This is a genomic window from Streptomyces sp. NPDC001020, from assembly GCF_053599115.1.
The window spans coordinates 111,099-137,054 of sequence record NZ_JBSFLQ010000003.1; the positions used below are offsets into that span (position 1 = coordinate 111,099).

The 25,956-nt window shown below is 69.2% G+C and carries 23 protein-coding genes and 1 riboswitch; of the genes, 6 read left to right on the plus strand and 17 right to left on the minus strand.

What is annotated here, in order from left to right; translation table 11 throughout:
• Window positions 1–49: 49 nt before the first annotated feature.
• The 5 genes from ACWDEX_RS03480 to ACWDEX_RS03500 form a co-directional block, all read right to left on the minus strand.
• Entirely contained in the window at window positions 50–1,279 is a 1,230-nt protein-coding gene (locus ACWDEX_RS03480; protein WP_450461472.1) for a hypothetical protein, read from the minus strand.
• Between the two features lie 44 nt (window positions 1,280–1,323).
• Window positions 1,324–2,343, minus strand: coding sequence for an NlpC/P60 family protein (locus tag ACWDEX_RS03485; RefSeq protein ID WP_450461474.1), 1,020 nt, complete (start codon window positions 2,341–2,343; stop codon window positions 1,324–1,326).
• 216 nt (window positions 2,344–2,559) lie between these two features.
• Entirely contained in the window at window positions 2,560–3,618 is a 1,059-nt protein-coding gene (locus tag ACWDEX_RS03490) for an NlpC/P60 family protein (protein WP_450461475.1), read from the minus strand.
• Between the two features lie 340 nt (window positions 3,619–3,958).
• Window positions 3,959–5,302: an NYN domain-containing protein gene (locus tag ACWDEX_RS03495; protein WP_450461476.1), complete on the minus strand. Its 1,344-nt coding sequence runs from the start codon at window positions 5,300–5,302 to the stop codon at window positions 3,959–3,961.
• 35 nt (window positions 5,303–5,337) lie between these two features.
• Window positions 5,338–5,577 carry a hypothetical protein gene (locus ACWDEX_RS03500; RefSeq protein ID WP_450461477.1) on the minus strand — a complete coding sequence of 80 codons (240 nt, stop codon included), beginning with the start codon at window positions 5,575–5,577 and terminating at the stop codon, window positions 5,338–5,340.
• A 156-nt stretch (window positions 5,578–5,733) separates the two neighbouring features.
• On the opposite strand from ACWDEX_RS03500, the gene ACWDEX_RS03505 reads away from it, so the two are divergent.
• Entirely contained in the window at window positions 5,734–6,465 is a 732-nt protein-coding gene (locus ACWDEX_RS03505; protein ID WP_450461478.1) for a rhomboid family intramembrane serine protease, read from the plus strand.
• The gene (locus ACWDEX_RS03510) at window positions 6,462–6,743 is read left to right on the plus strand and encodes an Lrp/AsnC family transcriptional regulator (RefSeq protein ID WP_450461479.1); all 282 of its coding nucleotides are present in this window, start codon (window positions 6,462–6,464) and stop codon (window positions 6,741–6,743) included. The genes ACWDEX_RS03505 and ACWDEX_RS03510 overlap by 4 nt, the downstream gene beginning before the upstream one ends.
• A gap of 136 nt (window positions 6,744–6,879) precedes the next feature.
• Here the strand turns inward: ACWDEX_RS03510 and ACWDEX_RS03515 are convergent, their stop codons facing one another.
• From ACWDEX_RS03515 to ctaE, 6 genes are all read right to left on the minus strand, one after another.
• Window positions 6,880–8,334 carry an aminotransferase class V-fold PLP-dependent enzyme gene (locus ACWDEX_RS03515; protein ID WP_450461480.1) on the minus strand — a complete coding sequence of 485 codons (1,455 nt, stop codon included), beginning with the start codon at window positions 8,332–8,334 and terminating at the stop codon, window positions 6,880–6,882.
• A gap of 187 nt (window positions 8,335–8,521) precedes the next feature.
• A riboswitch (SAM riboswitch) is annotated at window positions 8,522–8,638 on the minus strand.
• Between the two features lie 137 nt (window positions 8,639–8,775).
• Window positions 8,776–9,840, minus strand: a complete 1,065-nt coding sequence (gene trpD / locus ACWDEX_RS03520) for an anthranilate phosphoribosyltransferase (RefSeq protein ID WP_450461481.1) — start codon at window positions 9,838–9,840, stop codon at window positions 8,776–8,778.
• A gap of 132 nt (window positions 9,841–9,972) precedes the next feature.
• Window positions 9,973–11,610 carry a cytochrome bc1 complex cytochrome b subunit gene (qcrB, locus tag ACWDEX_RS03525; RefSeq protein ID WP_450461482.1) on the minus strand — a complete coding sequence of 546 codons (1,638 nt, stop codon included), beginning with the start codon at window positions 11,608–11,610 and terminating at the stop codon, window positions 9,973–9,975.
• The gene (gene qcrA / locus ACWDEX_RS03530; RefSeq protein ID WP_450461484.1) at window positions 11,607–12,659 is read right to left on the minus strand and encodes a cytochrome bc1 complex Rieske iron-sulfur subunit; all 1,053 of its coding nucleotides are present in this window, start codon (window positions 12,657–12,659) and stop codon (window positions 11,607–11,609) included. The genes qcrB and qcrA overlap by 4 nt, the downstream gene beginning before the upstream one ends.
• Entirely contained in the window at window positions 12,656–13,468 is an 813-nt protein-coding gene (qcrC, locus tag ACWDEX_RS03535; protein ID WP_450461486.1) for a cytochrome bc1 complex diheme cytochrome c subunit, read from the minus strand. Before qcrC ends, qcrA begins: the two co-directional genes overlap by 4 nt.
• A gap of 88 nt (window positions 13,469–13,556) precedes the next feature.
• Window positions 13,557–14,177, minus strand: a complete 621-nt coding sequence (gene ctaE, locus ACWDEX_RS03540) for an aa3-type cytochrome oxidase subunit III (RefSeq protein WP_450461488.1) — start codon at window positions 14,175–14,177, stop codon at window positions 13,557–13,559.
• Between the two features lie 179 nt (window positions 14,178–14,356).
• On the opposite strand from ctaE, the gene ACWDEX_RS03545 reads away from it, so the two are divergent.
• Window positions 14,357–14,758 (plus strand): hypothetical protein, encoded by a 402-nt coding sequence (locus ACWDEX_RS03545; RefSeq protein WP_450461490.1) that lies wholly within the window; start codon window positions 14,357–14,359, stop codon window positions 14,756–14,758.
• 46 nt (window positions 14,759–14,804) lie between these two features.
• Here ACWDEX_RS03545 and ACWDEX_RS03550 read toward each other — a convergent pair whose 3' ends face one another.
• The 4 genes from ACWDEX_RS03550 to ctaC all read right to left on the minus strand — a co-directional run bounded on the left by ACWDEX_RS03550 (window position 14,805) and on the right by ctaC (window position 19,333).
• Window positions 14,805–16,115: an Ig-like domain-containing protein gene (locus ACWDEX_RS03550; RefSeq protein WP_450461491.1), complete on the minus strand. Its 1,311-nt coding sequence runs from the start codon at window positions 16,113–16,115 to the stop codon at window positions 14,805–14,807.
• A 130-nt stretch (window positions 16,116–16,245) separates the two neighbouring features.
• A complete protein-coding gene (locus ACWDEX_RS03555; protein WP_450461493.1) occupies window positions 16,246–16,644 on the minus strand; it encodes a cytochrome c oxidase subunit 4 in 399 nt (132 codons plus the stop codon).
• The gene (gene ctaD / locus ACWDEX_RS03560; RefSeq protein ID WP_450461494.1) at window positions 16,641–18,377 is read right to left on the minus strand and encodes an aa3-type cytochrome oxidase subunit I; all 1,737 of its coding nucleotides are present in this window, start codon (window positions 18,375–18,377) and stop codon (window positions 16,641–16,643) included. The genes ACWDEX_RS03555 and ctaD overlap by 4 nt, the downstream gene beginning before the upstream one ends.
• Complete coding sequence (gene ctaC / locus ACWDEX_RS03565; RefSeq protein WP_450461495.1) at window positions 18,374–19,333, minus strand: aa3-type cytochrome oxidase subunit II; 960 nt, start codon at window positions 19,331–19,333, stop codon at window positions 18,374–18,376. Before ctaC ends, ctaD begins: the two co-directional genes overlap by 4 nt.
• Before the next feature lie 291 nt (window positions 19,334–19,624).
• Here ctaC and ACWDEX_RS03570 point away from each other — a divergent pair, with 291 nt between their 5' ends.
• On the plus strand, window positions 19,625–21,001 hold the full coding sequence (locus tag ACWDEX_RS03570; RefSeq protein WP_450461496.1) for an aminotransferase class V-fold PLP-dependent enzyme: 1,377 nt from the start codon (window positions 19,625–19,627) through the stop codon (window positions 20,999–21,001).
• A 66-nt stretch (window positions 21,002–21,067) separates the two neighbouring features.
• On the opposite strand, the gene ACWDEX_RS03575 is transcribed toward ACWDEX_RS03570, so the two are convergent.
• Complete coding sequence (locus ACWDEX_RS03575) at window positions 21,068–22,042, minus strand: carbohydrate kinase family protein (RefSeq protein WP_450461497.1); 975 nt, start codon at window positions 22,040–22,042, stop codon at window positions 21,068–21,070.
• A 298-nt stretch (window positions 22,043–22,340) separates the two neighbouring features.
• Between ACWDEX_RS03575 and ACWDEX_RS03580 the strand changes: the two genes are divergently transcribed.
• Window positions 22,341–23,861: a hypothetical protein gene (locus ACWDEX_RS03580; protein WP_450461498.1), complete on the plus strand. Its 1,521-nt coding sequence runs from the start codon at window positions 22,341–22,343 to the stop codon at window positions 23,859–23,861.
• 69 nt (window positions 23,862–23,930) lie between these two features.
• Here ACWDEX_RS03580 and ACWDEX_RS03585 read toward each other — a convergent pair whose 3' ends face one another.
• A complete protein-coding gene (locus tag ACWDEX_RS03585; RefSeq protein WP_252422055.1) occupies window positions 23,931–24,287 on the minus strand; it encodes an iron-sulfur cluster assembly accessory protein in 357 nt (118 codons plus the stop codon).
• 313 nt (window positions 24,288–24,600) lie between these two features.
• On the opposite strand from ACWDEX_RS03585, the gene nadA reads away from it, so the two are divergent.
• Window positions 24,601–25,785, plus strand: coding sequence for a quinolinate synthase NadA (nadA, locus tag ACWDEX_RS03590; RefSeq protein ID WP_450461499.1), 1,185 nt, complete (start codon window positions 24,601–24,603; stop codon window positions 25,783–25,785).
• The last annotated feature ends 171 nt before the right edge of the window (window positions 25,786–25,956 follow it).

Consider the following 25,956-nt stretch of genomic DNA (forward strand, 5'->3'; position numbering starts at 1 on the left):
CATGATCCGAACCAGTGCCACGACAGGCAACGTTTGCCCCGTCGCGGCCCTAGCGGCCCTGGCCGAGTTGCGCCGTCAGATAGCCCCGCCACTGCCGTGTGAAATCCTCCGGAGTCGTCCCGAGGACCTTCTTCAGCGCGTCCTCGACCGCCCCCGCGCGCTCGGAGTGGTCGCCCACCGCCCGGTAGAAGTCGTTCAGCCGGACCTCGCCCCAGCGGTCCGCGATCATCCGGCAGGCCATCCAGCCGCCCTCGTACGCCCGCGCCAGCTTCCCCGCGTCCCCGGCGAAGGCGAAGTCCCCGTCCTTGGGAAGCGCGGCCGGAACGTGTCCCAGCGCGACGAAACGGTCTAGTTCCGGGGCCACTTGTGCGGGCGTACGACCGCTGCCGCGGTAGCCGACCCAGTCGGCGTACCCCTCGGAGAGCCACAGGGGAGTGGCCGCCGTCGTGTGGGCGCGGGTGGCGACATGCGTGGTCTCGTGCGTCAGGACGACCTGTTTACCCAGGCCGCCGAGGGCGCCGTACGAGTCCGGGTTCACGACGATCCGGTCCGCGGGCGTCTTCCTCGTCCCTCCCACCTCGCCGGTGGTGACCGCCGCGATCCCCCGGTACCCGGCCGCCGACGCGCCGAGCAGGCCGGCCATCCCCTCCAGCGTCCGGGGTACGACGACCACGACATGCCCCGGCCAATCGCTGCCCCACGCCTTGCTGACGGAGGGCACCGCCCGGTCCGCGAGGCGCGCGAGGGACCGCAGCAGGTCCCGCGACTGCCCGACCCCGAGGACGAGACTGTGATCCCCGCGGACGACCCGGACGGCGCCCTGCTCCCACAACTGTTCGTTGGCCCCGGGGGCGGGCTCGTCGGAGCTGACGTACCAGCGTTCGCCGGCGCGGGTCAGCCGCAGCGCGCGGGCGGCGGTGACGGGCACCCGGTCGTAACCCCTGATGCGGTAGCGCAGTTCGGCATCGGCGGTGGCACGGTCGCCGGTGCGACGCAGGGCGGTGAGGTGGTAGGACCAGGCAGCCAGCGGCACATCCCGGATGTTGTCGAACTCGTCGGTGCCGTCGGCGAGTCGGCCGGTGGTGTCCGAGGCCGGTGCCCCGGTCGCCCGGAACGCGGAACGGTCACCGTCCAGGACCGCCGCCGCCCGCAGGTCGAGCACCCGCTGCACGGCGGCCTTCTGGGTATCCGGCTCCGGCGGGCCGCCGCAGCCGACGAGTCCGGCGAGCAGCAGCACACAGCCCGCCACGACCCCCGGCACCCGCCCACGACCAGCCACGTCCCGATGGTACGCGGCGGCTCGGCACCCTACCGGGCCCCGGTTCAGGGCCTGGTGACCGACGAGACCGGCATCATCCCGACCGGGTCGTACCGCACCGCGGCCCCCGGGTGCGGCGCGTGGATGACCATGCCGCCACCCACGTACATCGCCACATGGCTGGCATCGTTGCGGTAGACGACCAGGTCACCGGGCAGGGCCTCGGAGAGCGGCACCTGGCGTCCGGCGTAACGCTGCTGCTGCGAGGTGCGCGGCAGCCCGATACCGGCATGCGCGTACGCCCACTGCATGAGGCCCGAGCAGTCGAACCCACCCGGCCCGTTGGCGCCCCACACATACGGGCGACCGAGCGCGGTACGGACCGCGGAGACGGCGGCAGCGGCACGGCCACCGGGCGCGACGGCACTGCCCCGCAGGTCGGGCACGTCACCGGCGGAGCGGGACGCCCGCTCGTAGGCGACACGCTGCGTCACCGGCATCGAGTTGAGCAACCGCCGTGCCGCGGCGAGCTTCCGCTCAACCGCCTTCTTGTGCTGGGCGACCGCCTTGCGGCTCTTCTCCAGCTCCGCGAGCTTCCCGGCCGTCTCCGTGCGCTCCTGGGCCAGTTCACGCAGGGCCGACTGAAGTTCCCTGAGCCGTAGGGCCTGGTGGACGCCGATCCGGTCGAGCGCGGCCGCCCGGTCGAGGTAGGCGTCGGGGCTGTCGGAGAACAGCAGCGCGAGCGTGGGGTCCAGGCCCCCGGAACGGTACTGGGCCCCGGCGAGCGCACCGAGCGCGTCCCGCAGGGCGTTGACGCGGCCCTGCTGCCGGGCGATGCGATCCTGCGCGTGGCCGACCTGACGCCGCAGCGAACCGGACCGTTCCTCGGCCTTGTTGTACGCCTCGGTGGCCCGCTCGGCCTCCCGGTACAGCCGGTCCACCGTGGCCCGGGCATTGTCGCGCGGCACGGCGTCCGCCGGTACGACACCGAAGGCCGCGGCAACCGCCGCCGCGGACAGAACGGCTGCTGTGGCGCCACGACCCCGGCCCGGGCCGGAGGCTGCAAGACGGCGATGGGACCCCACGACCGGTCGCACTCCCTTCCGCTGACTCACCCCGCCACACGGCGGGGAAACGCGGCAGACAGTAGCCGGGTGATCACTCAGAGACCAAAGGCCATCCGGTGGGTACACAATCCGACGCCCCGCCACTGACGCAGGTCATGGGCGGGGCGCGGGGTCAGCGGGAGTCGCTGGAATTCGCCCGATCGGGCGCGGTGGCGCGGGAAGTTGAACGGGACGTCAGATGCGGACGCCGAACTGGAACGGCATGTTGCCGATCGACTCGTAGCGCACGACCGTGCCGGTACGCGGGGCGTGCAGCACCTGGCCGTTACCCGCGTAGAGGCCGACGTGGTGCTGGTCGCCGTAGAAGATGACCAGGTCGCCGACCTGGAGTTGGCTGGCACTGTAGATGCGGGTGCCGTCGTTGGCCTGCGCCTGCGACTGGCGGGATATCTTGACGCCGGCCTGCCCGTAGGCCCAGGAGGTCAGCCCCGAGCAGTCGAAGGAGGAGGGACCGGTGGCACCCCAGACATAGGGCGAGCCGATCTTGGTCTGGGCGGCGGCGAACGCGGCGGCGGCGCGGCCGGAGGCGGGCTTGCTGGAGCCGGACGGGGCGGTGCCGGTGGAGCTGTTCAGCGCGGTGCGCTCGCTGGCGCGGGTGGCGCGCTCCTCCTCGGCCTTCATGGCCGCGCGCTCCTGCGCCGTCAGGCTGTTGAGAAGCTTCTGCGCCCCGGCGAGCTTGGACTGGACTTCCTTCTTCTTCTTGCCCAGTTCGGTGCGGGTTGCCGCGAGATCCTTGAGCTTGTCGGAGGCTTCCTTGCGCTCCTGGGCCAGCTCGCGCTGCTTCTCCTGGATCTTCTTCAGCGCCTCGACCTGCTGACCGCTCAGCTGGCTGAGGGTGGACGCCTTGTCGAGGAAGTCGTCCGGGTCCGAGGAAAGGAACAGCTGGACGGACGGGTCGATGCTGCCGGTGCGGTACTGGGCGCTGGCCATCGAGCCGATCCCGTCGCGCAGCTTGTTGAGGTCTTCCTGACCCCGGGCGACGGTGTCCTGGAGGGTGGAGATCTGCTTCTCCAGCTTCTCCTGCTTCTCCTTGGCCCCGTTGTACTTCTCGGTGGCCTTCTCCGCCTCTTCGTAGAGCTTGTCGACCTTGGACTTGACCTCGTCCTTGTTCGGCTTCGCACTGGGCGCGGCGTTGGCGGCCTGCGCGCTGAGGGCCACGGCGGCCGCGGCGACGGTGGTGAGCACGGTCACACGCGTGCGGCTCGGCTGCTTGGGTCGACGGTGGGACGCCACGAAGGCGAGCTCCTTCTTCCTTCAGCCGCCTACCGACACGCCGGCGGGCGGTGACCCTCCGCCGTCACTCCCAATGAGTGATCACCCGAGCGGAGGTTCGAGGCCCGACCATAGTGACCCTCCTGTGATCAGTTCAAATCCTGACGTGAAAAATCTCAGTCACCGTGTGCATTCTTTGCACTCAACTCACGTGCAGTGATGCCCGCTTGACACTACGTTGCGTGAAGATTCCGCTAATTCGGGCATTCCCGACGGATGTTGCGGTTGACGCGTACGGGGCCCATGGGGCGTACGGGCCGGAGCCAAGAGTGCCGCGTTCGGCGAAGACGGGTCGTCGGCGTCAGGACAGACGCTTGAGCAGGACCGCGGACGCGACCGGGCGCGCACCCGCCCTGGCGACGCCGTCAGCCACCTCGCGGTCGGTGGAGGCGACGATGACCGGCCGGCCCGGCGGTTCCGCGCGCACCAGTTGCCGGATCAACTCGTCGGCGGTGACGCCCGGCTTGGAGAACAGCACCCGTACTCCACGCGGCGGGGCCAGCAGGACGGGCGCGACCAGCTCGGCCCCGTCGAAGACACACGTGACCTCGGCACCGGTCTGCGCGGCGAGCTGCGAGAGCTGACCGAGGATCCTGAGACGCTGCTTCTCCAACGGCATCTGCGGATAGCCGGTCTTGGTGACGTTGTAGCCGTCGACGACCAGATGCACCTGTGGCAGCGCGAGCAACTGGTCGAGAATCGCGGGATCGTTCTCGGACAGTGCGCGGGCCGCGATGTCCTTCGGGGTCATTCGCCCCGGCTCGACCGCGTCCACGGTCTCCGCCGGCCGTGCGGACACCGGCGGCAGCGCGAGTTCCCGCCGTAGCCCCTGGGCCGCTTCCAGCACGGTGTCGAGCAGCAGCCGTACGCGCATGTCCTCGACGCTGCGCCCCTCACGCGCCGCCCTGCGCGTGGCCTCCAGGGCGGCTTCCGCCTCCCCGAGACGCGCCTTGAGCCGCCGGGTCTCGCTCTCGGCGGCGGACACCTGCGACTGGCCCTCGGCCCGTATGGCCTCGACCTCGTGCCGCGTCTTGCGCAGGGCGGACTCACCGCGCTTGACGTCACTGAGAGCCGCGCGCAGCTTGCGCTGAAGCGATTCGGCTTCCTTGCGTGCCGACTCCAGTTCCGTACGCAGCCGTTCGGTCTCGGCGCGGGTGTGGGCGCGGGCGGCCGTCAACTCCGCTCGCAGCCGCTCCAGTTCCGCGCGGCTCTCCTCGTCGGCCCGCTCGGCGTCCGCGCGCTGGACCTCCTCGCCGACGGCGGTCACCAGCTTCACCCAGCCCGCGGGGCGCAGCACATACGCCGCGGCGGCCACGTCGAGCGGGTCCGCGGCCGGGGGTGGCGAGCCGGAGTCGAGGGCACCGGTGAGTTCCGGCTGGGCCTCTTTGAGCTTCTCCCCGATGCGCTGCCGGAACACCGCATCGGTCTCCACGGCCGCCGCCATGGCGTTACCGGCGAACTTGGCCCGGCGGTTCGGGGTGAACCGGGCGTACTGTCTTAGCTGTGCGGGCAGTTCGCCGAGGGTCAGCCCGCCGAAGCCGTCGGCGACGATCTGCATGACCCGGCGGCGCACGCCGTCGGGCAGCGGACGGTCGAGCACCTCAGCGGCGCCGTCGACCGGCTCCCCGCCCGCGGTCTCCACCATCCGTCACCCCAATACCTGTGCGGGAGCCGCCTCCTTCAGGAGCCGGCGCCCGGCCTGTCCACGAGTTCCACCTGGTCCACGGCGTTGCACCAGCGGCAACGCACCGACTCGATGGTCTCACTGACCACCTCGCGCTCCTCGACCTTGGGCTCACCGGACAGATCGAGGTGCACGTACTCGACGACCTTCGACGAGCGGGTCACGTCGAAACGTGTGAGGTTGCCGCAGAGCGTGCAGCGCCACCGGGTCGTCTCGGTCGGCAGGGGAACCGTCATCGTGGCTACTCTTCTTTCTTCCAGTCTCCGTGATGCGCCAGCTTCCCCGGAGCGTGTGGGTCGTAACCCTACGGCCTGGCGGGCACTCCACGCCCGCCCGTCCCCAACGGCGAGGCACTCTGTGCGTATCCGTCCGGTTACGCCATGCTCTGTCCCATGATCAGCACCTGGAGCAGGGCTGCCGCCAGAGCGCTGCGGGCACCGTCGGCGCCGATGACACACGGACTGATCGCCCTGTGCTGTCTGATCTTCCTGATCGGACCGGCCGCAAGCCTGAACCCCACGTACGGCACCGGGGACGCGCTGCTCGCCGCTCAGCGGGCCTATTTCGCCCGCTGGGGCGTGGTGCCCGTGGAACTGTTCAGCGGAGCGCCACGGGCCGGGCTCACGCCCGCGACGGCACTGTTCGTGCACGGCAGCTGGGTGCATCTGCTGGGCAACATGCTCTTCCTCCATGTCTTCGGGGCGATGACAGAGGAGCGGATGGGCCGCCTGGAGTTCGCCCTCTTCTACCTGGGCTGCGGCTTTCTCGCGCTGCTGGGATACGCGGCGGCCAACGCCGACTCGACGCAGTCGCTGGTCGGGGCGTCCGGGGCGATCTCCGCCGTCCTCGGCGCCTTCCTCTTCCTGTTCCCCCGGGCGCGGGTGACCAGTCTCTTCCCGTTCCTGCTCTTCCTTCCGCTGCGCTTTCCGGCCTGGGTGGTGCTGCCCTTCTGGGCGACCCTGCAATGGCTGGCGGCGGGCCGCGCCACGCAGAGCCCCGGGGTCGCCTACCTCGCCCACCTGATCGGCTTCTCGCTGGGCTTCCTCTACGCGTGGGTGCGCTACGGCCGTACGAGTAGGGTGAAAACCCCAGCCGAGGCCCCCGAGGGAGAACACCAGCCGTGATCACCGCGATCGTGCTCATCAAGACCAGCGTGGACCGGATCCCCGAGATCGCCGAGTCGATCGCCGCGCTGGACTGCGTCAGCGAGGTCTTCTCCGTCACCGGTACGTACGACCTCATCGCCATGGTCCGCGTGAAGGCCCACGACGACCTCGCGGACGTCATCCCCGGCCGGATCAGCAAGATCCCGGGCGTCCTGGGCACGGACACCCACGTGGCCTTCCGGACGTACTCGCAGCACGACCTGGAGGCAGCGTTCGCGATCGGCCTGGACAACTGAGGGGCCCTCGCTCGGACCAGCCCTGACCAGACCGGGCCGCCCGGTCGGGTGCGGGCCCACGGACGACCGTGCGCTCCGCCCGCCCTCCCGCGGCCACGCCCACCCGTGGCCCCGGCCGACCCGCCCTCAGCCCGTATCAGACCGCGGGGACACGGCGACCCTCCTCCGTCCGGTACCGCCGCTGCGCGCCACCGTCGACGAGCTCCCCGACCGCGCGGACGAAGCGCTCCACGTGCTCGTCGGGGGTACCCGCGCCGAAGCTGACGCGGATCGCGTTCAGGGACTTCTCACCGGGCGCGGCCTCGGAGGCGCCGCACTCGCCCGGTGCCTGCGGGTCGCCGCCGAGCAGGGTGCGCACCAGCGGATGGGCGCAGAACAGGCCGTCCCGCACACCGATGCCGTACTCGGCGGAGAGCGCGGCGGCGAAGTGGGAGCTGTCCCAGCCGTCGACGACGAATGAGATCACGCCGACGCGGGGCGCGTCGTCGCCGAACAGGGAGAGCACCCTGACCTCCGGTAGCTCGGCGAGCCCTTCCCTGACCTTGCGGACCAGGTACTGCTCGCGGGCGACCAGCGACTCGAAGCCGGCCTCGGTGAGGGCCTTGCAGGCCGCGGCGATGGAGTAGGCGCCGATGACGTTGGGCGAGCCCGCTTCGTGCCGGGCGGCGGTCTCGTGCCACTCGACGTCCACTCCCCCGTCCGCGCGCCGGTTGACCCTGCGGCTGGCACCGCCGCCCGCGAGGTACGGTTCGGCCTCGCGCAGCCAGTCGGCACGCCCGGCCAGGACTCCGGAGCCGAAGGGGGCGTACAGCTTGTGGCCGGAGAAGGCGACCCAGTCGACATCGAGGTCGCGGACGGACACCGGGTGGTGCGGAGCGAGCTGGGCGGCGTCCAGGACGATCCGGGCTCCGTGCGCGTGGGCGGCCGCCGCGAGTTCGCGTACGGGCCACAGCTCGCCGGTGACGTTGGAGGCGCCGGTGACGCAGACGAGGGCCGGGCCATTGGGGCCTCCCCTGCTCGAACGAAGTCGAGAGCTTGGGGAAGGGTCCCGGTCCGCGAGGGCACGCTCCAGGGTCTCGACGGCCTGGCGCGGGGTGCGCGGCGCGTCGAGGTAGGTGACCTGGGCCTTTCGCCAGGGCAGCAGGGAGGCGTGGTGCTCGGTCTCGAAGACGAAGACCCGGCAGTCGGCCGGTAGGGCGGCGGCGAGGAGGTTGAGCGAGTCGGTGGTGGACCGGGTGAAGATCACCTCGTGTCCCTCCCGTCGCCCACCACCGCCCTTGCCGGACTGGGCTTCGCCCAGGCTGCCTTCGATGTCGCAGTCGAGGAAGTCGGCCACGGTCCTGCGGGCGTTCTCGTAGAGGTCGGTGGACAACTGCGAGAGGTACCCGGCACCGCGGTGGACGCTGCCGTAGTACGGCGCGTACGCCGCCACGTCGTCCCAGACCCGCTGCAGGGCCGGGGCGCTGGCGGCGTAGTCGAGCGCGGCGTAGGTGACCTCGCCGCCGGTGACGAGCGGGACGGTGACGTCCCTGCCCAGAACGGGCAGAGGGGCGCGATCGGACCGGTCGACGGCAGCGGTGGAGACGGACATGAGTGCACTCCCGTGAAAGCAGGCGGAATCGCCGTGCCGGGCGGCGCGCGACAGGGCGCGCCTGCGTCAGCGGCACAGGGCGGGTGAAAGGAGAAGGGGATGCGAGGGTGGGGCTCTGCGGCCCTAACGCATTCGCTTGCTCACGGGAAGGCTCCCTCGAACGACCAGGACCCCTGGTGACGCGAGGGGTCCGCGCTTGCCGCGGACCTCGCTGCCCACGGCCTGGTCTTCACCCGGGGCACCCCGCCACGGACGGAGGGTTGCCGGACAGTCGGCCGGGGCCGAATGACTGTCGCTCATGACCTGTTCAGGACCGTACGTGACGTGATCACCGACCGCAACCTCTGTCCGGATCCCGGGACGTACAGGCGCCCTGTGGCATCGCGACGCGCGACGACGCCGCGGAGCCCGGCCGTGCCGGGCTCCGCACACCACGGAACGCTACTTGTTGCTCGCGGCCACCCAGCGCTCCAGCGTCCGCCGGGCCGCCCCCGAGTCGATCGACTCCGCCGCTTTCCGCATCCCGACGCGGATCTGCTCGGCGAGGGGTGCCTCGGTGGGCTCCAGCGCCACCAGGGCCGCCGCCGAGTTCAACAGCACCGCGTCCCGCACCGGCCCCTCTTCGCCCGCGAGCACTCGCCGCGCGACATCCGCGTTGTACGAGGCGTCCGCACCCCGCAGCGCCTCCACCGGCACCAGCTCGATACCGACGTCCCGCGGGTCGAAGGACTCCTCGGTGACCTTGCCGTCGCGCACGATCCACACCCGGGACGTGGAGGTCGTCGTCAGCTCGTCCAGACCGTCGTCGCCGCGGAACACCAGCGACGAGTTACCGCGTGCCGCGAAGACTCCCGCCATGATCGGCGCCATCCGCGGATCGGCGACACCGACTGCCTGGGCCTTCACCTGTGCCGGGTTGGCCAGCGGACCGAGGAAGTTGAACACGGTCCGCACCCCCAACTGCCCTCGGGCAGCGGCGACATGCCGCAGCGCCGGATGGAACCTCGCGGCGAAGCAGAAGGTGATCCCGGCCTCCTCCGCGACCTCCGCGACCCGGCGCGGCGTCAGCTCCAGACTGACGCCGAGCTTCTCCAGGACGTCGGAGGCCCCGGACGCCGAGGACGCGGCCCGGTTGCCGTGCTTGACGACCTTCGCGCCGGTGCCGGCGACGACGATCGAGGACATGGTGGAGATGTTCACCGTCTTCGCGCCGTCGCCGCCCGTGCCGACGATGTCGACCGTGCGCCCCGGCACCTCGATCACGCTCGCGTGCTCGTACAGCGCACGCACACAGCCGGAGATCTCCTCTACGGTCTCCCCCTTGGCGCGCAGCGACACCGCGAATCCGGCGATCTGTGCGTCGGTCGCCTCGCCGCGCATGATCAGGTCCATCGCCCAGGCGGTGTCGTCCGACGTGAGGTTTCGGCCCTCCAGCAGGCCGTTCAGCAGGGCGGGCCAGGAACGGCCCGCCGCGGTGTCGCCTCCAGCGGGGGTCACAGCAGTCATAAGCCGCTCCTGGGTCGGTGTCCCGAACGGGACACGAGTCTTGTATGTCCAGCCTATCCAGCGTGGGAGACGGCGAAGGACCCCGTCCGGGAACTGGACGGGGTCCTTCGGCCGTGGCGTGGCGCGCAGCGATCAGTGGTGGCCGTGGCCGCTCGTGATCTCCTTGTACTCCTCAGCCGAGGGCTTGGGGATCTGGTTCAGATCCCCGTAGTAGGCGCTGCTCAGCTTGGCGCGGAGCTTCTCCGAGCCCTTGATCTTCCGCTCGACGCCGTTCTCGTCGACCAGCGGACCGATCTCGACCGGCGTGTACTGCTCGTGCGCGGTGAGCGTGTGCAGCTGCTCCTGGCTGAGCGGCTCGTGCACCTCGATGAACTCACCGTGCGGCAGCCGCTTGATGATGCCCGACTCACGGCCGTGCAGCACCTTGTCGCGGTCGCGGCGCTGAAGGCCGAGGCAGACCCGCTTGGTGACGACGAACGCGAGGACCGGGCCGGCGAAGAACGCGATCCGCACGAACCAGGTGATCGCGTTGATCGACAGGTGGAAGTGCGTGGCCCACAGGTCGTTGCCACCGCCGACCAGCATCACCATGTACGCGGTGATCCACGCGACACCGAAGGCGGTACGCGTCGGCGCGTTGCGCGGGCGGTCCAGGATGTGGTGCTCGCGCTTGTCGCCGGTGACCCACGACTCGATGAACGGGTAGACCGCGATCGAGGCGAGGACCAGCGGGAAGATCACCAGCGGGATGAACACACCCAGGACGAGCGTGTGACCCCAGACGTTGATCTCCCAACCCGGCATCACTCGGATCAGGCCCTCGGCGAAGCCCATGTACCAGTCGGGCTGGGCGCCCGTGGACACCTGGTCCGCCCGGTAGGGGCCGATGGCCCAGATCGGGTTGATCGAGGCGATCGCCGCGATGGCCGCGATGACACCGAAGACCAGGAAGAAGAAGCCTCCGGCCTTGGCCATGTACACCGGCAGCAGCGGCATGCCGACGACGTTGTTGTTCGTCTTGCCGGGACCCGCGAACTGCGTGTGCTTGTGGTAGAAGACCAGGATCAGGTGACCGACCATCAGACCGAGCATGATGCCCGGCAGTAGCAGGATGTGGGCCGAGTAGAAGCGGGCCACGAAGTCGTGCCCCGGGAACTCGCCGCCGAAGAGGAACATCGAGATGTACGTACCGACGATCGGCACGGACAAGATCGCGCCCTCCATGAAGCGGACACCGGTGCCGGAGAGCAGGTCGTCCGGGAGCGAGTAACCGGTGAAGCCGGTGAACATGCCCAGGACGAACAGCAGGAAGCCGAACAGCCAGTTGATCTCACGCGGCTTGCGGAACGCGCCCGTGAAGAACACGCGCATCATGTGCACGAACATGCCGGCGAGGAAGATCAGCGCCGCCCAGTGGTGGATCTGCCGGATCAGCAGACCACCGCGGACGTCGAAGCTGATGTGCAGCGTCGATTTGAACGCCTCACTCATCATCTGGCCCTGCAGCGGCACGTAACTGCCGTCGTAGACCACCTCGTTCATCGACGGGTGGAAGAACAGCGTCAGGTACACACCCGTGAGGATGATGATGATGAAGCTGTAGAGGCAGACCTCACCCAACATGAACGACCAGTGGTCGGGGAAGATCTTGCGCATGTTGGCCTTGGCCAGGGAGTAGATCCCCAGGCGGCCGTCGGCCCAGTCCGCCACGCGCTCGCCGGCCGGCGCCGCTCGGCGCGCGCCGGAGTCGTTGGTCGTCGTAGTGCTCATCCGCGCTCCCAGAAAGCAGGACCGACGGGCTCTTCGAAGTCGCCGTGCGCCTCGAGGTAACCGTCCGCATTGACGCCGATGCGCAGCTGCGGCAGGGCGTGACCGGCCGGGCCGAAGATGACTCGGGCACCGTCGGAGAGATCGAAGGTGGACTGGTGACACGGGCAGAGGACGTGGTGCGTCTGCTGCTCGTAGAGGGAGATCGGGCAACCGACGTGGGTGCAGATCTTCGAGTAGGCCACGATGCCCTCGTGGGACCACTCGAGTTCCTTCTTGTCCTTGATGTTGTCCGGCTCCAGCCGGACGAGCATCAGGGCCGCCTTGGCGATCTCGTTCTGGAAGTTCTCGTCGTGCTCCTCCAGGCCCTCGGGCTTGGCGAAGGTGAGCGAGCCGACCGCGACGTCCGAAGGACGCATCGGCTGGTTCGTGTTCATGTTGACGAGGAGCTTGCCCTTACGCCAGGCAGTGTGGCGCAGCTTCGTCCCGGGCTTCGGGCCGAGGCCGCCCAGCAGCATGATGCCGGAGAGCGGCACCAGGGCCACCGCGCCGAACATCGTGTTGCGGATCAGCTTGCGCCGACCCATCGCGGACTCCTTGGCGCCCTGACGGAAGTCGGCCATGACCTTGGCCTTGACCTCGGGGGCCGCCTCGATCGGATGACGCTCGTCGGCGACCTCCTCGTCGGACATCAGGGTGCGGGCCCAGTGGACCGCGCCCGCGCCGATCGCGAACAGCGCCACGCCCAGCGTCAGACCCAGCGCGAAGTTGAGCGCGCTGATGTGGCCGAGCGGGAAGACGTAGATCGACTTGTCAGTGGGGAGGGCGAGGTACGCCACGATGAAGGCGATGGTGGCCAGCATCGACACCGTGAACAGCAGGGCGACCGTGCGCTCGGAGCGCTTGGCTGCCCGCTCGTCGATGTCCTGGATACGAGGCTCGTGGGGCGGGAGACCGGGGTCGGCGAACGGGTGAACCTCGTCCGCGACCGTACCGGGCGCCGTTACCTGCTCAGCGGGCAGGTTCTCTTCTGGAATGTCTTGGCTACTCATGACTTCTTGGCCTTTGCGGTCCGAGCGGCGACCCAGACGGCGACCGCGATCAGCGCACCGAGTCCGAAGATCCACGCGAACAGGCCCTCGGAGACCGGGCCGAGACCGCCCAGCTCCAGACCGCCCGGGTTCTTGGTCTCATCGCTGTTGACCGCGTCGAGGTACGCGATGATGTCCCTCTTGTTCTCCGACGACAGCGTGGTGTCGGGGAAGGACGGCATGTTCTGCGGGCCGGTCTGCATGGCCTCGTAGATGTGCTTCGGGGCGACACCCTCAAGGGTCGGCGCGAACTTGCCGTGCGTCAGAGCGCCACCCTTACCGGTGAAGTTGTGGCACTGCGCGCAGTTCTGGCGGAAGAGCTCGCCGCCCCTGCCCAGGTCGGCACCCGCGGGGCTGTAGTCGTCCTTCGTCGGCACGGCCGGGCCGGCGCCGAGGGAGGCGACGTAGGCCGCGAGCTGGTCGATCTGGGCCTGCGTGTAGACGGTCTTCTTCCGCGGCGCCTGAGCGCCCTGGGAGGTGGCTGCCGGCATACGGCCGGTGCCCACCTGGAAGTCCACGGCCGCGGCGCCCACGCCCACCAGGCTCGGACCGTCGGAGCTGCCCTGACCGTTGGTGCCGTGGCAGCTGGCGCAGCCCACCCGGTAGAGCTTCTTGCCCTCTTCGATGGCGAGGGACTGGGCGGTCTCATCGGCCTGCGCCTTGCTCGCGGGCGCGAACGCGGCGTACAGCCCCCCGGTGGCCGCCAGCGCGAGGAGTAGGACGACGACAGCCGCCAGCGGATGGCGTCGTCGTGCGGAGAGCTTTTTCACGGATTACCCCGGTGTCAGGATCTTCTGCGTCGATGCTTCTGGAAATTGATCGTGTCGTCGCGGGTGATCGTCACCCGTCGGCGACCGATTACTTGATCATGTAGATCGTGGCGAAGAGGCCGATCCAGACGACATCGACGAAGTGCCAGTAGTAGGACACGACGATGGCAGCGGTCGCCTGCTCATGGGTGAACCTCTTCGCCGCGTAGGTGCGCCCAAGGACCAGCAGGAAGGCGATGAGACCGCCCGTCACGTGCAGGCCGTGGAATCCGGTGGTCAGGTAGAACACCGAGCCGTACGGGTCCGAGGACAGCGAGAGGCCGTCCTTCTTCACCAGCTCGGTGTACTCGAAGATCTGACCGCCGACGAAGATCGCACCCATGATGAAGGTGACGATGAACCAACCCCGGAGCTTCTTCACATCCCCGCGCTCGGCGGCAAAGACGCCGAGCTGACAGGTCAGAGAGGAAAGCACCAGGATCGTGGTGTTCGTCGCCGAGAACGGGAAGTTGAGATGACTCGCCATCTCCTTCCAGTGAGCCGGCCCGGTCACCGATCGCAGGGTGAAGTACATCGCGAAGAGGGCCGCGAAGAACATCAGCTCGGAACTCAGCCAGATGATGGTTCCGACGCTGGTGAGGTTCGGTCGATTGACCGACGGGTGCGCGTGCCCGGTTTCTACTGTCGTTGCTGTCGCCACGACCGACATTATGTCGGTCGCTTATCCCGCCCTCACCCCGGGGGGTGCTGTTCGGGGTGTCCGTACCGTGTGTAGTGCCCGGATGGCGCATCAAAGGCGTGTCCGAACCGCTGTTGACGGGGTACCCGACGGAGTACCATCCGCCCCAACGGTCCATTCCGTACGACACTGATGTCCCGGAGGGAAGCATGCAGCCGACCGCCACGGTGCTGGTCTACAGCGACGACTCCACCACCCGAGAACAGGTGCGGCTCGCGACCGGGCGCAGGCCCGCTCCGGACCTCCCCGTGGTCGAGTTCGTGGAGTGCGCGACGCCGGGCGCCGTCCTCAGGGAGCTGGACAAGGGCGGCATCGACGTATGCGTCCTGGACGGCGAGGCCGTGCCGATGGGCGGGATGGGCGTCTGCCGGGAGATCAAGGACCAGGTCTTCGACTGCCCGCCGGTGCTGTTGCTGATCGCGCGACCGCAGGATGCGTGGCTGGCGACATGGAGCCGGGCCGACGCCGCTGTGACGCTGCCGGTCGAGCCTGCGGAGTTCGCCTCGTCGTTGGCTGCGTTGTTGCGACGTAAGGCCCTCTCGAGCGTCTGAGCGCCCCACGCCCTGTCCGGGAGGCAGGAGCTCCGCAGGCCCGAACTCAGGCCGCCTGCGGGCGCAGTCGCGCACGGTCCTGGGGGCTCGGTCCGTTGGGTGAGCCGACCAGGGCGCTGCCCTTGCGCCACTTCGCCCAGTCGAGGTTCCAGTCGCCGAAGCCGTTGCCGAACGGGGTCATGTCCGTACCCCCGGAGTTGACGACCTTGACGATGTCGCCCACCCGCACCGTGTCGAAGAACCACTGAGCATTGCCGTTGCTCATCCCGGTGCAGCCGTGGCTGACGTTGGCGTACCCCTGGGAGCCGACGGACCAGGGGGCGGCGTGCACGTACTCGCCGCTCCAGGTGACCCGGGCCGCCCAGTGGACCAACAGGTCGTACGAGTCCGAGGAGCCCTCGGAGATGCCGATGGTGGCGCCGCGCATCCGTACCGTGGCCTGCTTGTCCAATATGACCTTGATTCCGTTACGGGTGGCGTAGCCGGGCCGCCCGGTGGTGACGGGGATCGTTTTGAGTGGCTTGTCGTCCTTGTAGACCGTCAGCACGTGTGCGGCGGCGTCCGTGACGGCGATGACGCGGTCTCCCGTGGTGAGCTTCAGGGGCTTCGTGTCGCCGCCCCAGAGGTTCTCGGCGACCTTCACGTCCGCGAGGTTGCTGTGGACCGTGATGGTGGCGTGGGCGGGCCAGTACTCCTTGGGTCGGTAGTGGAGCGTCTTGTCGTCGACCCAGTACCAGGAGCCGTCGACAGCGGGCTCGGAGTCCACCTTGAGGGCGCGCTCCACGATGCCCCGGGACGCCTTGTCCTTGACGGGCTCGCTGAGTTCGGCGGTGACCGGCTGGCCGACGCCGTAGGTGCCGGTCTTGGGGCCCAACTTGATGTTCAGCCGCTTCTTGGTCTTCGGCGTGTTGGTCTCTACGTCGTAGACCTTGCGGCCGGGGGCACCGTCGTCGTCCTCCGTGCTCACCTGCACCGTGTAGTGGGTGTTCGCGGCCAGCGGTGAGGTGCTGTGCCAGCGGCCGCCGTCCGCGGAGAGTTCACCGGCCACATGGCGTCCTCGGGCGTCGGTGGCCGTGACGTCCGTGATGCGCCCGTCCGAGCCCGAAAGGGAGATCTCCAGGGGCTTGGTGGGGTCGGCCTTCTTGCCGTCGCCGACGGGCACGTTGAAGTCGATGTCGTCGGCCGCGTCGTACGGCTTCTCCGAGAGCGGGTCGCCTCCGGTCCCACAGGCGACGGGACCCACGCCGAGGGCGATCACCAGCAGGGCGCAGTTGACGACTGTACGGTGCCGCGGGCCCCGCGCCGGCGGGCGCGGATCGGGCGCTGCGGCGCGCCGGAAGAACACTGAGTGGCTCATGCCCTCACGCTAGGAAGCCCCACCCGTCGCGGCACGCCGAGTGGGCCGTCCGAGGGAGGCGGCGGAGGCCAAAAGAGGGAGCCCGGACGCTCCTGTCGGAGTGTCCGGGCTCCCGTGCGCTCAGCGCGTGTTACTGGGTGCGGTTCTCGCCGCGGTAGTACTCGAAGACCCAACCCCACACACCGATGAGGATGATGGGAATCGAGAAGTACATCAGCCACCAGCCGATCGCGACGCTCAGGAAGGCGAGCGCGCCACCGAAACCGAGGGCCAGCGGCTGCCAGCTGTGCGGGCTGAAGAAGCCCAGCTCACCGGCGTCGTCCGCGACATCGGCCTCCTTGTTGTCCTGAGCGCCCGTGTCGACCCGCCGGGCCGTGAAGGCCAGGTAGTAGCCGATCATGATGCTCAGGCCGAAGGCCAGGAAGAGCGCGGTGGTACCGGCCGGCTCCTTCGACCACACGCCGTAGACGATGGCGGTGGCGAGGATGAAGACGGCCAGCCAGATGAACATCTTGCCCTGGATCTTCACTTGCCGGCCTCCTTGCCACCAGCGATGCCCTTGCCGCCGACACCGGCGAGCTCAGGGTGCTCCAGCGCGGCGACCTCCGGGTGGTGCAGGTCGAAGGCGGGCGATTCGGAGCGGATCCGCGGCAGCGTGAGGAAGTTGTGCCGCGGCGGCGGGCAGGACGTCGCCCACTCGAGTGAACGGCCGTAGCCCCACGGGTCGTCGACGCCGACCGGCTTGCCGTACTTGGCCGTCTTCCAGATGTTGTAGAAGAACGGCAGCATCGACAGGCCGAGCAGGAACGAGCAGATCGTCGAGACCATGTTCAGGGCGGTGAAGCCGTCGGCCGCGAGGTAGTCCGCGTAACGACGCGGCATGCCCTCGGCACCCAGCCAGTGCTGCACCAGGAAGGTGCCGTGGAAGCCGACGAACAGGGTCCAGAAGGTGATCTTGCCGAGGCGCTCGTCGAGCATCTTGCCGGTGAACTTCGGCCACCAGAAGTGGAAGCCGGCGAACATCGCGAAGACGACCGTACCGAAGACCACGTAGTGGAAGTGCGCCACCACGAAGTACGAGTCCGAGATGTGGAAGTCCAGCGGCGGCGAGGCCAGGATGACACCGGTCAGACCACCGAAGGTGAAGGTGACCAGGAAGCCGGTCGCCCAGAGCATCGGTGTCTCGAAGGACAGCGAGCCCTTCCACATCGTTCCGATCCAGTTGAAGAACTTCACGCCGGTGGGTACGGCGATGAGGAACGTCATGAAGGAGAAGAACGGAAGCAGCACGCCACCCGTGACGTACATGTGGTGCGCCCACACAGTGATCGACAGACCGGCGATGGAGATGGTCGCGGCGACCAGGCCCATGTAGCCGAACATCGGCTTACGGCTGAAGACCGGGATGATTTCGGAAACGATGCCGAAGAACGGCAGGGCGATGATGTACACCTCTGGATGGCCGAAGAACCAGAAGAGGTGTTGCCACAGCAGGGCGCCGCCGTTGGTCGCGTCGAAGACGTGCGCACCGAACTTGCGGTCCACCTCCAGGGCGAACAGCGCCGCAGCGAGGACCGGGAAGGCCAGCAGGACGAGCACACCGGTCAGCAGCACGTTCCACACGAAGATCGGCATGCGGAACATGGTCATGCCGGGGGCACGCATACAGATGATCGTGGTGATGAAGTTGACCGAGCCGAGGATCGTGCCGAATCCGGAGAAGACCAGACCCATGATCCACAGGTCGGAGCCGATGCCGGGCGAGCGGACAGCGTCCGTCAGCGGGCTGTAGGCGAACCAGCCGAAGTCGGCCGCACCGTTCGGGGTGAGGAAGCCACCGAGCGCGATGAGCGAGCCGAACAGGTAGAGCCAGTAGGCGAACATGTTCAGCCGCGGGAACGCCACGTCGGGCGCGCCGATCTGCAGCGGCATGATCCAGTTCGCGAAGCCGGCGAACAGCGGCGTCGCGAACATCAGCAGCATGACCGTGCCATGCATCGTGAACGCCTGGTTGAACTGTTCCTTCGACATGATCTGCATGCCCGGCCGGGCGAGCTCGGCGCGCATGAGGAGCGCCATGACGCCGCCGATGCAGAAGAACGCGAAGGACGTGACCAGGTACAGCGTGCCGATCGTCTTGTGGTCGGTGGTGGTCAGCCACTTGACGACGACGTTGCCCGGTTGCCTGCGCCGTACCGGCAGCTCGTTCTCGTACGAGTCCTCAGCTGCGGCGGCACCCTGGGGTTCGTTGAGGATGCTCACAGTGTGTTCGCCTTCCGGTTCTTCTCGTGGCTCGTCTGCGCGATGCCAGCGGGGATGTAACCGGTCTGCCCCTTCTTCGCAAGGTCCTTGAGGTGCTGCTCGTAGCGCTCGGGCGAGACGACCTTCACGTTGAACAGCATCCGGGCGTGGTCGACGCCGCAGAGTTCGGCGCACTTGCCCAGGAAGGTGCCCTCCTGGTTGGGGGTCACCTGGAAGGCGTTGGTGTGGCCCGGAATGACGTCCTGCTTCATCAGGAACGGCACCACCCAGAAGGAGTGGATGACGTCACGCGAGGTGAGGACGAACCGGACCGTCTTACCCTTGGGCAGCCAGAGCGTCGGGCCAGGGTTGCCGGTCTGGGGGTTCCGCGTGGCAGGCACGCCGAAGTCGTAGACACCACCGGCGTTCGCCGGGAAGTCCTTCTTGTACCGGTCCGGAATCGCGTTGAGGTTCGGATCGGTCTTGGCGTCACCCGTCACCCCGGGGAGCGGGGTGACGTAGTTGAAGCCCCAGCTCCACTGGTAGCCGACGACGTTGACGGTGACGTCGGGCTTCTTGGAGATGTCCATGAGCTTCGACTCGTCACGCGCGGTGAAGTAGAAGAGCACCGAAACGATGAGGAGCGGAACCACGGTGTACAGCGCCTCGATGGGCAGGTTGTACCTGGTCTGCGCGGGGATTTCGACCTTGGTGCGGCTGCGCCGGTGGAAGAACGCACTCCACAGGATCAGGCCCCAGACCAGGCAGCCGATGACGAGCGCGGCCGCCCAGGACCCCTGCCACAGGGAGAGGATCCGGGGAGCCTCCTCCGTGGTCGGGGTCGGCATGCCAAGCCGGGGGAAGTCCTTATATGTGCAACCGGTCGCGGTCGCCAGGACCAGGCCCGCAGTCAGCGCCTGCAGCAGCTTCCGCCGCATCGGGCGCCGCGGCGAGCGGTCGGAGCCGTTGGGACTCACGTAGCGCCTTCCCGAGAGTCTCGCCCGCGCGGTTGGCTGCGGCCTTCTCGCAGGTCGGCTGCCGCCCTGCGTCGGGCAGGGGTTTGGATGTTTATGCGGACCAAACCCTACTGGACGCCATTTGGGGTCGCGCGGGGAGGGTACCCAACGCGCCGCCGGACACCCCGAAGGAGCGACCGCACCCTCAGGGAGACGGTTCCCGGGCCCCTGAAACGCCGACGGCGGCATGCCTCTGACGGAGGCTCGGGCCCCTTCACGGGGCCGTGCGACCTCAGCAGTTAGCGTTGCGGTGTGTCCTACTTCGACGCCGCCTCCGCCGCCCCGCTCCACCCCGTCGCCCGCCAGGCCCTGCAGGCCTCGCTCGACGAGGGATGGGCCGATCCCGCCCGGCTGTACCGCGAGGGGCGCCGGGCCCGGCTCCTACTGGACGCGGCACGCGAGGCGGCCGCCGAGGCGGTGGGCTGCCGCCCTGACGAGCTGGTCTTCACCCCGTCCGGCACACGGGCGGTGCACTCCGGGATCGCGGGCGTGCTGGCGGGCCGACGCCGGGTCGGACGTCACCTGATCGTGTCCTCGGTCGAACACTCCTCGGTTCTCCATGCGGCGGAGGCGTTCGAGGCGGACGGCGGGACGGTGACCCGGGTGCCGGTCTCCCGCGCGGGCGCGGTCACCCCTGAGGCGTACGGGGAAGCGCTGCGCCCGGACACCGCGCTGGCCTGCCTCCAGTCCGCCAACCACGAGGTGGGTACGGCGCAGCCGGTGGCCGAGGTGGCCGCCCTGTGCCGTGCGGTCGGGGTGCCGTTGCTGGTGGACGCGGCGCAGTCGCTGGGCTGGGGTCCGGTGGAGGGTGACTGGTCGGCCCTGACGGCCAGTGCCCACAAATGGGGCGGACCGTCGGGTGTCGGACTTCTCGTAGTACGTAAGGGAGTGCGCTTCGCGCCCCAAGGACCTGTGGACGAGCGGGAGTCAGGACGGGTCGCGGGGTTCGAGAACATCCCGGCGATCGTGGCGGCCGCGGCGTCGTTGCGGGCGGTGCGGGCGGAGGCCGCCGAGGAGGCGGTACGGCTGCGGGAGCTGACGGAACGGATCCGGGTACGGGTGCCTGAGCTGGTCCCGGACGTGGAGGTGGTGGGTGACCCGGTCCGCCGTCTGCCCGGGATCGTCACCTTCTCCTGTCTCTATGTCGACGGAGAGACCTTGCTCCACGAGCTGGACCGCGCGGGCTTCTCGGTCTCGTCCGGATCGTCCTGCACGAGCAGCACGCTGACACCGAGCCACGTACTGAAGGCGATGGGGGTGCTGAGCGAGGGCAACGTCCGGGTGTCACTGCCGCCTGCGACACCGGCGGAGGAAGTCGACCGGTTCCTTTCGGTGCTGCCGGGCGCGGTGGCGGGGGTGCGCGAGAAGCTGGGCGCGCCGTCCGTGCGGACGACCGCGCACGAGGACGCCCTCGTCGTGGACGCCCTCGGCAAGCGTTGCCCGCTCCCGGTGATCGAGCTGGCGAAGGTCATCGAGAACGTCCCGGTCGGCGCCACGGTACGCGTCCTCGCCGACGACGAGGCGGCGCGGCTGGACATCCCCGCGTGGTGCGAGATGCGAGGACAGGAGTACGTAGGGGAGGAACCGGCTGACCGGGGCGCGGCCTACGTGGTGCGGCGGCAGTCCTGAGGCGCGCCGTAGCGGCGCCCCTCAGGACCCGTCGGGACCCCTCAGGACGAGGAGTCACCGGCGCTCTCAGGCCAGGTGCTTCTTGATCTCCGTCGCGGCCTCGTCGCCGTACGCCTTGGTGAAGCGCTCCACGAAGTGGGCGCGGCGCAGCTCGTACTCCTGGGTGCCGAGCGTCTCGATGACCAGCGTCGCGAGCATGCAGCCGATCTGGGCCGCGCGCTCCAGCGAGACGCCCCAGGCCAGACCCGACAGGAAGCCCGCACGGAAGGCGTCCCCGACACCGGTGGGGTCGACCTTCGCCGTCTCCTCGCACACGCCGACCTCGATCGGGTCCTCACCGACCCGCTCGATGCGCACGCCCCGCGAGCCGAGCGTCGTCACTCGATGGCCCACCCGGGCCAGGATCTCGGCGTCCGACCAGCCCGTCTTGGCCTCGATGAGGCCCTTCTCGTACTCGTTGGAGAACAGGTACGTCGCCCCGTCCAGCAGGATCCGGATCTCCTCGCCGTTCATGCGCGCGATCTGCTGCGAGAAGTCGGCGGCGAACGGGATGGACCGGGAGCGGCACTCCTCCGTGTGGCGCAGCATCGCCTCGGGGTCGTCCGCGCCGATCAGCACCAGGTCGAGCCCGCCCACCCGGTCGGCGACCGTCTTCAGCTCGATCAGCCGGGCCTCGCTCATCGCGCCGGTGTAGAAGGAGCCGATCTGGTTGTGGTCGGCGTCGGTGGTGCAGACGAACCGGGCCGTGTGCAGGGTCTCCGAGATGCGGACGGACTCGGTGTCCACCCCGTTGCGGTCCAGCCACGCCCGGTACTCGTCGAAGTCCTCGCCGGCCGCGCCGACCAGGATCGGCCTGGTGCCCAGCTGCCCCATGCCGAAGGCGATGTTCGCGCCCACGCCGCCGCGGCGTACGTCGAGACGGTCGACCAGGAAGGAGAGCGAGACCGTGTGGAGCTGGTCCGCGACGAGCTGGTCGGCGAAACGGCCGGGGAAGGTCATGAGGTGGTCGGTGGCGATGGAGCCGGAGACTGCGATACGCACGGCGAGGACACGCTCCCAGGGAGGAGAGGGATTGACAATTCACGCTACCCGTTCGGAACGCCCCTTCGAAGCGGACGAAACTACCTGATAGTAGCTGTTTCGTCGTGCGACCGGGCACGCCTCGCGGTCGGGGGCGCCCGGCGGACCTTCCCGGTCGCCGCACCAGGGAACCGTGCGCTCCCCCGCCGCGTCCCATCGCTGTCCCCTGTAAGGGGGAGGCGGGGTACGACCTCGTGTGCCCTTCTTCCGGCACAGCGGGGGTCTCCTGGGACAGCAGCGGAGCCAAAGGAGCGATGCGGTGAGCACCGAGCGACCCGACGACGCGAGTGACGCCACCGAAGTCACCGGGACCACGGAGGGGAACGTACCTCCGAGGCGACGTTCCCCGATGGTCGTCGCCTCGGTCGCGGCAGCGGTCCTGCTGGTGGGCGGCGGCGGTGCGTATCTCGCCACCGCTGCCTCCGACGGCTCAGGCGGCTCGGGCGGCTCGGCTCCGGGTGGTGGCGGCACTCCCCCGGCGCTGGCCTTGGAGGGCGTCGCCGAGGGCGGTTCGCCGGGCATTGCGGTGGGCGAGCCCACCCCCTACGGCGCGGCCTACCGTGCCACGGGCAGGCTTCCCGACGGCCCGGCGTCGGCGCCGGTGTACTGGACGAAGGGCGAGGTGACGCGGGACGAGGTGGCCCGGCTCGCCCGCGCCCTCGACGTGGCCGGCACACCGAAGCGGGCCGGCGGGGCGTGGAGCGTCGGGGCCGCGGAGGACGGTTCGGGGCCGGTTCTTCGGGTGACGGTACAGTCGCCGGGAGCGTGGACGTTCAGCCGCTCCGCGCCCGGCTCCGACACGTCCGCCGAGCCCGTGAGCGAGGCCGCCGCGAGGAAGGCCGCCGCGCCCGTGCTGAAGGCGCTGGGTCAGGCCGACGCCGCGCTCGACGCGCATCGGCTCATGGGCTCCGTCCGGATGGTGAACGCCGATCCGAGGGTCGGTGGACTGCCCACACACGGCTGGTCGACCGGCCTCCAGGTGGCCGCCGACGGCCGGGTGACCGGTGGCAGCGGCAATCTGACGACGCCGGTGAAGGGCGCTGTGTATCCCGTCCTCGGCGCGCGCAAGACCCTGGAGCTGATGAACGGCGCGACCACGTCGTACGGCCGCAAGGGCATCGGTGGCTGCGCGAGCCCCGTACCGCTGAAGGACCGGGACGAGGCACCGTGCGGGGCGTCCACCGTGGCGCCGAAGCGGACGCCGGTGGACGTGGAGGGTGCGGTGTTCGGGCTGGCCGTGCACAACGCGAACGGGACGGCGGTGCTGGTTCCGTCGTGGCTGTTCGAGGTGCGGCCCGCCGCCGGGGGCGGGCGGACCTTCACGGTGACGCGTCCGGCGGTCGACCCGAGGTATCTGACCACACCCCAGCCTCCGGGGCAGCCGGGCGAGGCGCCTGGTACGCGAACGGGTGAACCGGGCGGGACGCCGCCGTCGGCGCCGGAGCGGCGCGATGTGACGGTGACGGGCTACACCGCCGACGGCAAGGGCCTGACCATCGCCTATCAGGGCGGGGTGTGCGCGGACTACGCGGCATCCGTGAGCGAGAGCGCCGACAAGGTGACGGTGGCTGTGGCCGAGACGCCCTGGCAGGGCAAGGTCTGCATCACGATCGCCAAGGTCTACCACCGCACGCTGCACCTGAAGGCGCCGCTCGGCGACCGCGAGGTGGTGGGCTCGGACGGCAGGCGGATCCCGCGGGAGACGGCGGGCACGCTGCCCGAGGCGGTCTCCGGCGGCCCCAGGGCGCCGCAGCCGCCGCTGGGGACCGCTCACGAATAGGCGAAGGCGGCGCCCCCCGTCAGGAGGGGACGCCGCCGTCGTATGTGTACGCCTCGGGGAGGTGCGTGCTCAGCTGAAGGAGTCGCCGCAGGCGCAGGAGCCCGTCGCGTTCGGGTTGTCGATCGTGAAGCCCTGCTTCTCGATGGTGTCCACGAAGTCGACGGTGGCGCCACCGAGGTACGGAGCACTCATCCGGTCGGTGACGACCTTGACCCCGCCGAAGTCCTTCTCCACGTCGCCGTCGAGGGAACGCTCGTCGAAGAAGAGCTGGTAACGCAGGCCGGAGCAGCCGCCGGGCTGAACCGCGACGCGCAGCGCCAGGTCGTCCCGGCCTTCCTGGTCGAGCAGGGCCTTGACCTTGGCCGCAGCGGCGTCGGTCAGGATGATGCCGTCGGTGACGGTGGTCTTCTCGTCCTGTACGGACATCTACATCTCTCCCGGGTTGTACGGAGACGGCTTGCCGACGAGTTGCAACCGGCGCGGCCGCGGATTCATTCCGGGCCGAAGGCGTTTCTTCTCGCTTCTGCCTTCCTTCATGCTCGCACATGCCCCGAAGTCCGGACACCGGCGTCCGGACGACAGACGGGGCGGGATTCACGTCACATCGACGTTATGGACATCGTCAAGCTGACGTGAACGGGATATGATAGATAGCGTCAATTCGACGAAAAGGATTGTCCCGCATGTCCCGCCGGCCGACTCAGGACCGGCGAGCCGCAGAACAGAAAGGGTGGGTGCCGTGACCACCGCCCAAACCCAGGAGCTCGACGTACAGCCGACGCCCCTCGCCCTCCTGATGCTCGGCCGTGAGGCCGACCCGAGGAGCGAACGGGGTGTCGAGTGTCCCGGTGAGCTGCCCTCGCCCTCCGATCCGGACCTGGTCGAGCGCGCCCGCGCGGCCAAGGAGAAGCTCGGGGACAAGGTCTTCGTGCTCGGGCACCACTATCAGCGCGACGAGGTCATCCAGTTCGCGGACGTCACGGGCGACTCCTTCAAGCTGGCGCGGGAGGCGGCGGCGCGACCGGAGGCCGAGTACATCGTGTTCTGCGGTGTGCACTTCATGGCGGAGTCGGCTGACATCCTGACATCCGACGACCAGAAGGTGGTCCTGCCGGACCTGGCGGCCGGCTGCTCCATGGCGGACATGGCCACGGCCGAGCAGGTCGCCGAGTGCTGGGACGTGCTGACCGAGGCGGGGATCGCCGAGCAGGTCGTGCCGGTCTCGTACATGAACTCCTCCGCGGACATCAAGGCGTTCACCGGCAAGCACGGTGGCACGATCTGCACCTCGTCGAACGCCAAGCGGGCCCTGGAGTGGGCGTTCCAGCAGGGCGAGAAGGTCCTGTTCCTGCCGGACCAGCACCTGGGCCGCAACACGGCCGTGCGGGACATGGGCATGTCGCTCGACGACTGCGTCGTCTACAACCCCCACAAGCCGAACGGCGGGCTGACGACCGAGGAACTGCGCGCCGCGAAGATGATCCTGTGGCGGGGCCACTGCTCCGTGCACGGGCGCTTCAACCTCGACTCGGTGAACGACGTGCGCGAGCGGATCCCCGGCGTGAACGTGCTGGTGCACCCCGAGTGCAAGCACGAGGTGGTGGCGGCGGCCGACCACGTGGGCTCGACCGAGCACATCATCAAGACTCTTCAGGCCGCTCCGGCGGGTTCCAAGTGGGCCATCGGCACGGAACTGAACCTGGTCCGCCGACTGGCGAATCGTTTCGCGCCCGAGGGCAAGGACGTCGTCTTCCTCGACAGGACGGTCTGCTTCTGCTCCACGATGAACCGCATCGACCTGCCGCATCTGGTGTGGGCGCTGGAGTCGTTGGCCGAGGGGAACCTGGTCAACCGCATCGAGGTGGACAAGGAGACGGAGGCGTTCGCGAAGCTGGCGCTGGAGCGGATGCTGGCGCTGCCGTAACTCCTTCTGCGAGCACACGACGATGAGGGGCGCCCTGTCCGCGGGGCGCCCCTCGTTGTGTTCCTGACGACGATCATGGCTCTGTGCCACGATCGAGGGAACGGTTCCCGATCTCATGGGCAGGTGATCTTCCGATGGCCCAGTCTGGCAAGCGACAGAAGGAGGGGCGTG

Bases quoted from the DNA above. Each gene is read 5' to 3' on its own strand.
- ACWDEX_RS03505 (WP_450461478.1), top strand. From the start codon at position 5,734: ATGATCAGCACCTGGAGCAGGGCTGCCGCCAGAGCGCTGCGGGCACCG.
- trpD (WP_450461481.1), bottom strand. From the start codon at position 9,840: ATGACTGCTGTGACCCCCGCTGGAGGCGACACCGCGGCGGGCCGTTCC.
- ACWDEX_RS03495 (WP_450461476.1), bottom strand. From the start codon at position 5,302: ATGGTGGAGACCGCGGGCGGGGAGCCGGTCGACGGCGCCGCTGAGGTG.
- ACWDEX_RS03550 (WP_450461491.1), bottom strand. From the start codon at position 16,115: ATGAGCCACTCAGTGTTCTTCCGGCGCGCCGCAGCGCCCGATCCGCGC.
- ACWDEX_RS03585 (WP_252422055.1), bottom strand. From the start codon at position 24,287: ATGTCCGTACAGGACGAGAAGACCACCGTCACCGACGGCATCATCCTG.
- ACWDEX_RS03515 (WP_450461480.1), bottom strand. From the start codon at position 8,334: ATGTCCGTCTCCACCGCTGCCGTCGACCGGTCCGATCGCGCCCCTCTG.
- ACWDEX_RS03500 (WP_450461477.1), bottom strand. From the start codon at position 5,577: ATGACGGTTCCCCTGCCGACCGAGACGACCCGGTGGCGCTGCACGCTC.
- qcrB (WP_450461482.1), bottom strand. From the start codon at position 11,610: ATGAGCACTACGACGACCAACGACTCCGGCGCGCGCCGAGCGGCGCCG.
- ctaE (WP_450461488.1), bottom strand. From the start codon at position 14,177: ATGTCGGTCGTGGCGACAGCAACGACAGTAGAAACCGGGCACGCGCAC.
- qcrA (WP_450461484.1), bottom strand. From the start codon at position 12,659: ATGAGTAGCCAAGACATTCCAGAAGAGAACCTGCCCGCTGAGCAGGTA.
- ACWDEX_RS03545 (WP_450461490.1), top strand. From the start codon at position 14,357: ATGCAGCCGACCGCCACGGTGCTGGTCTACAGCGACGACTCCACCACC.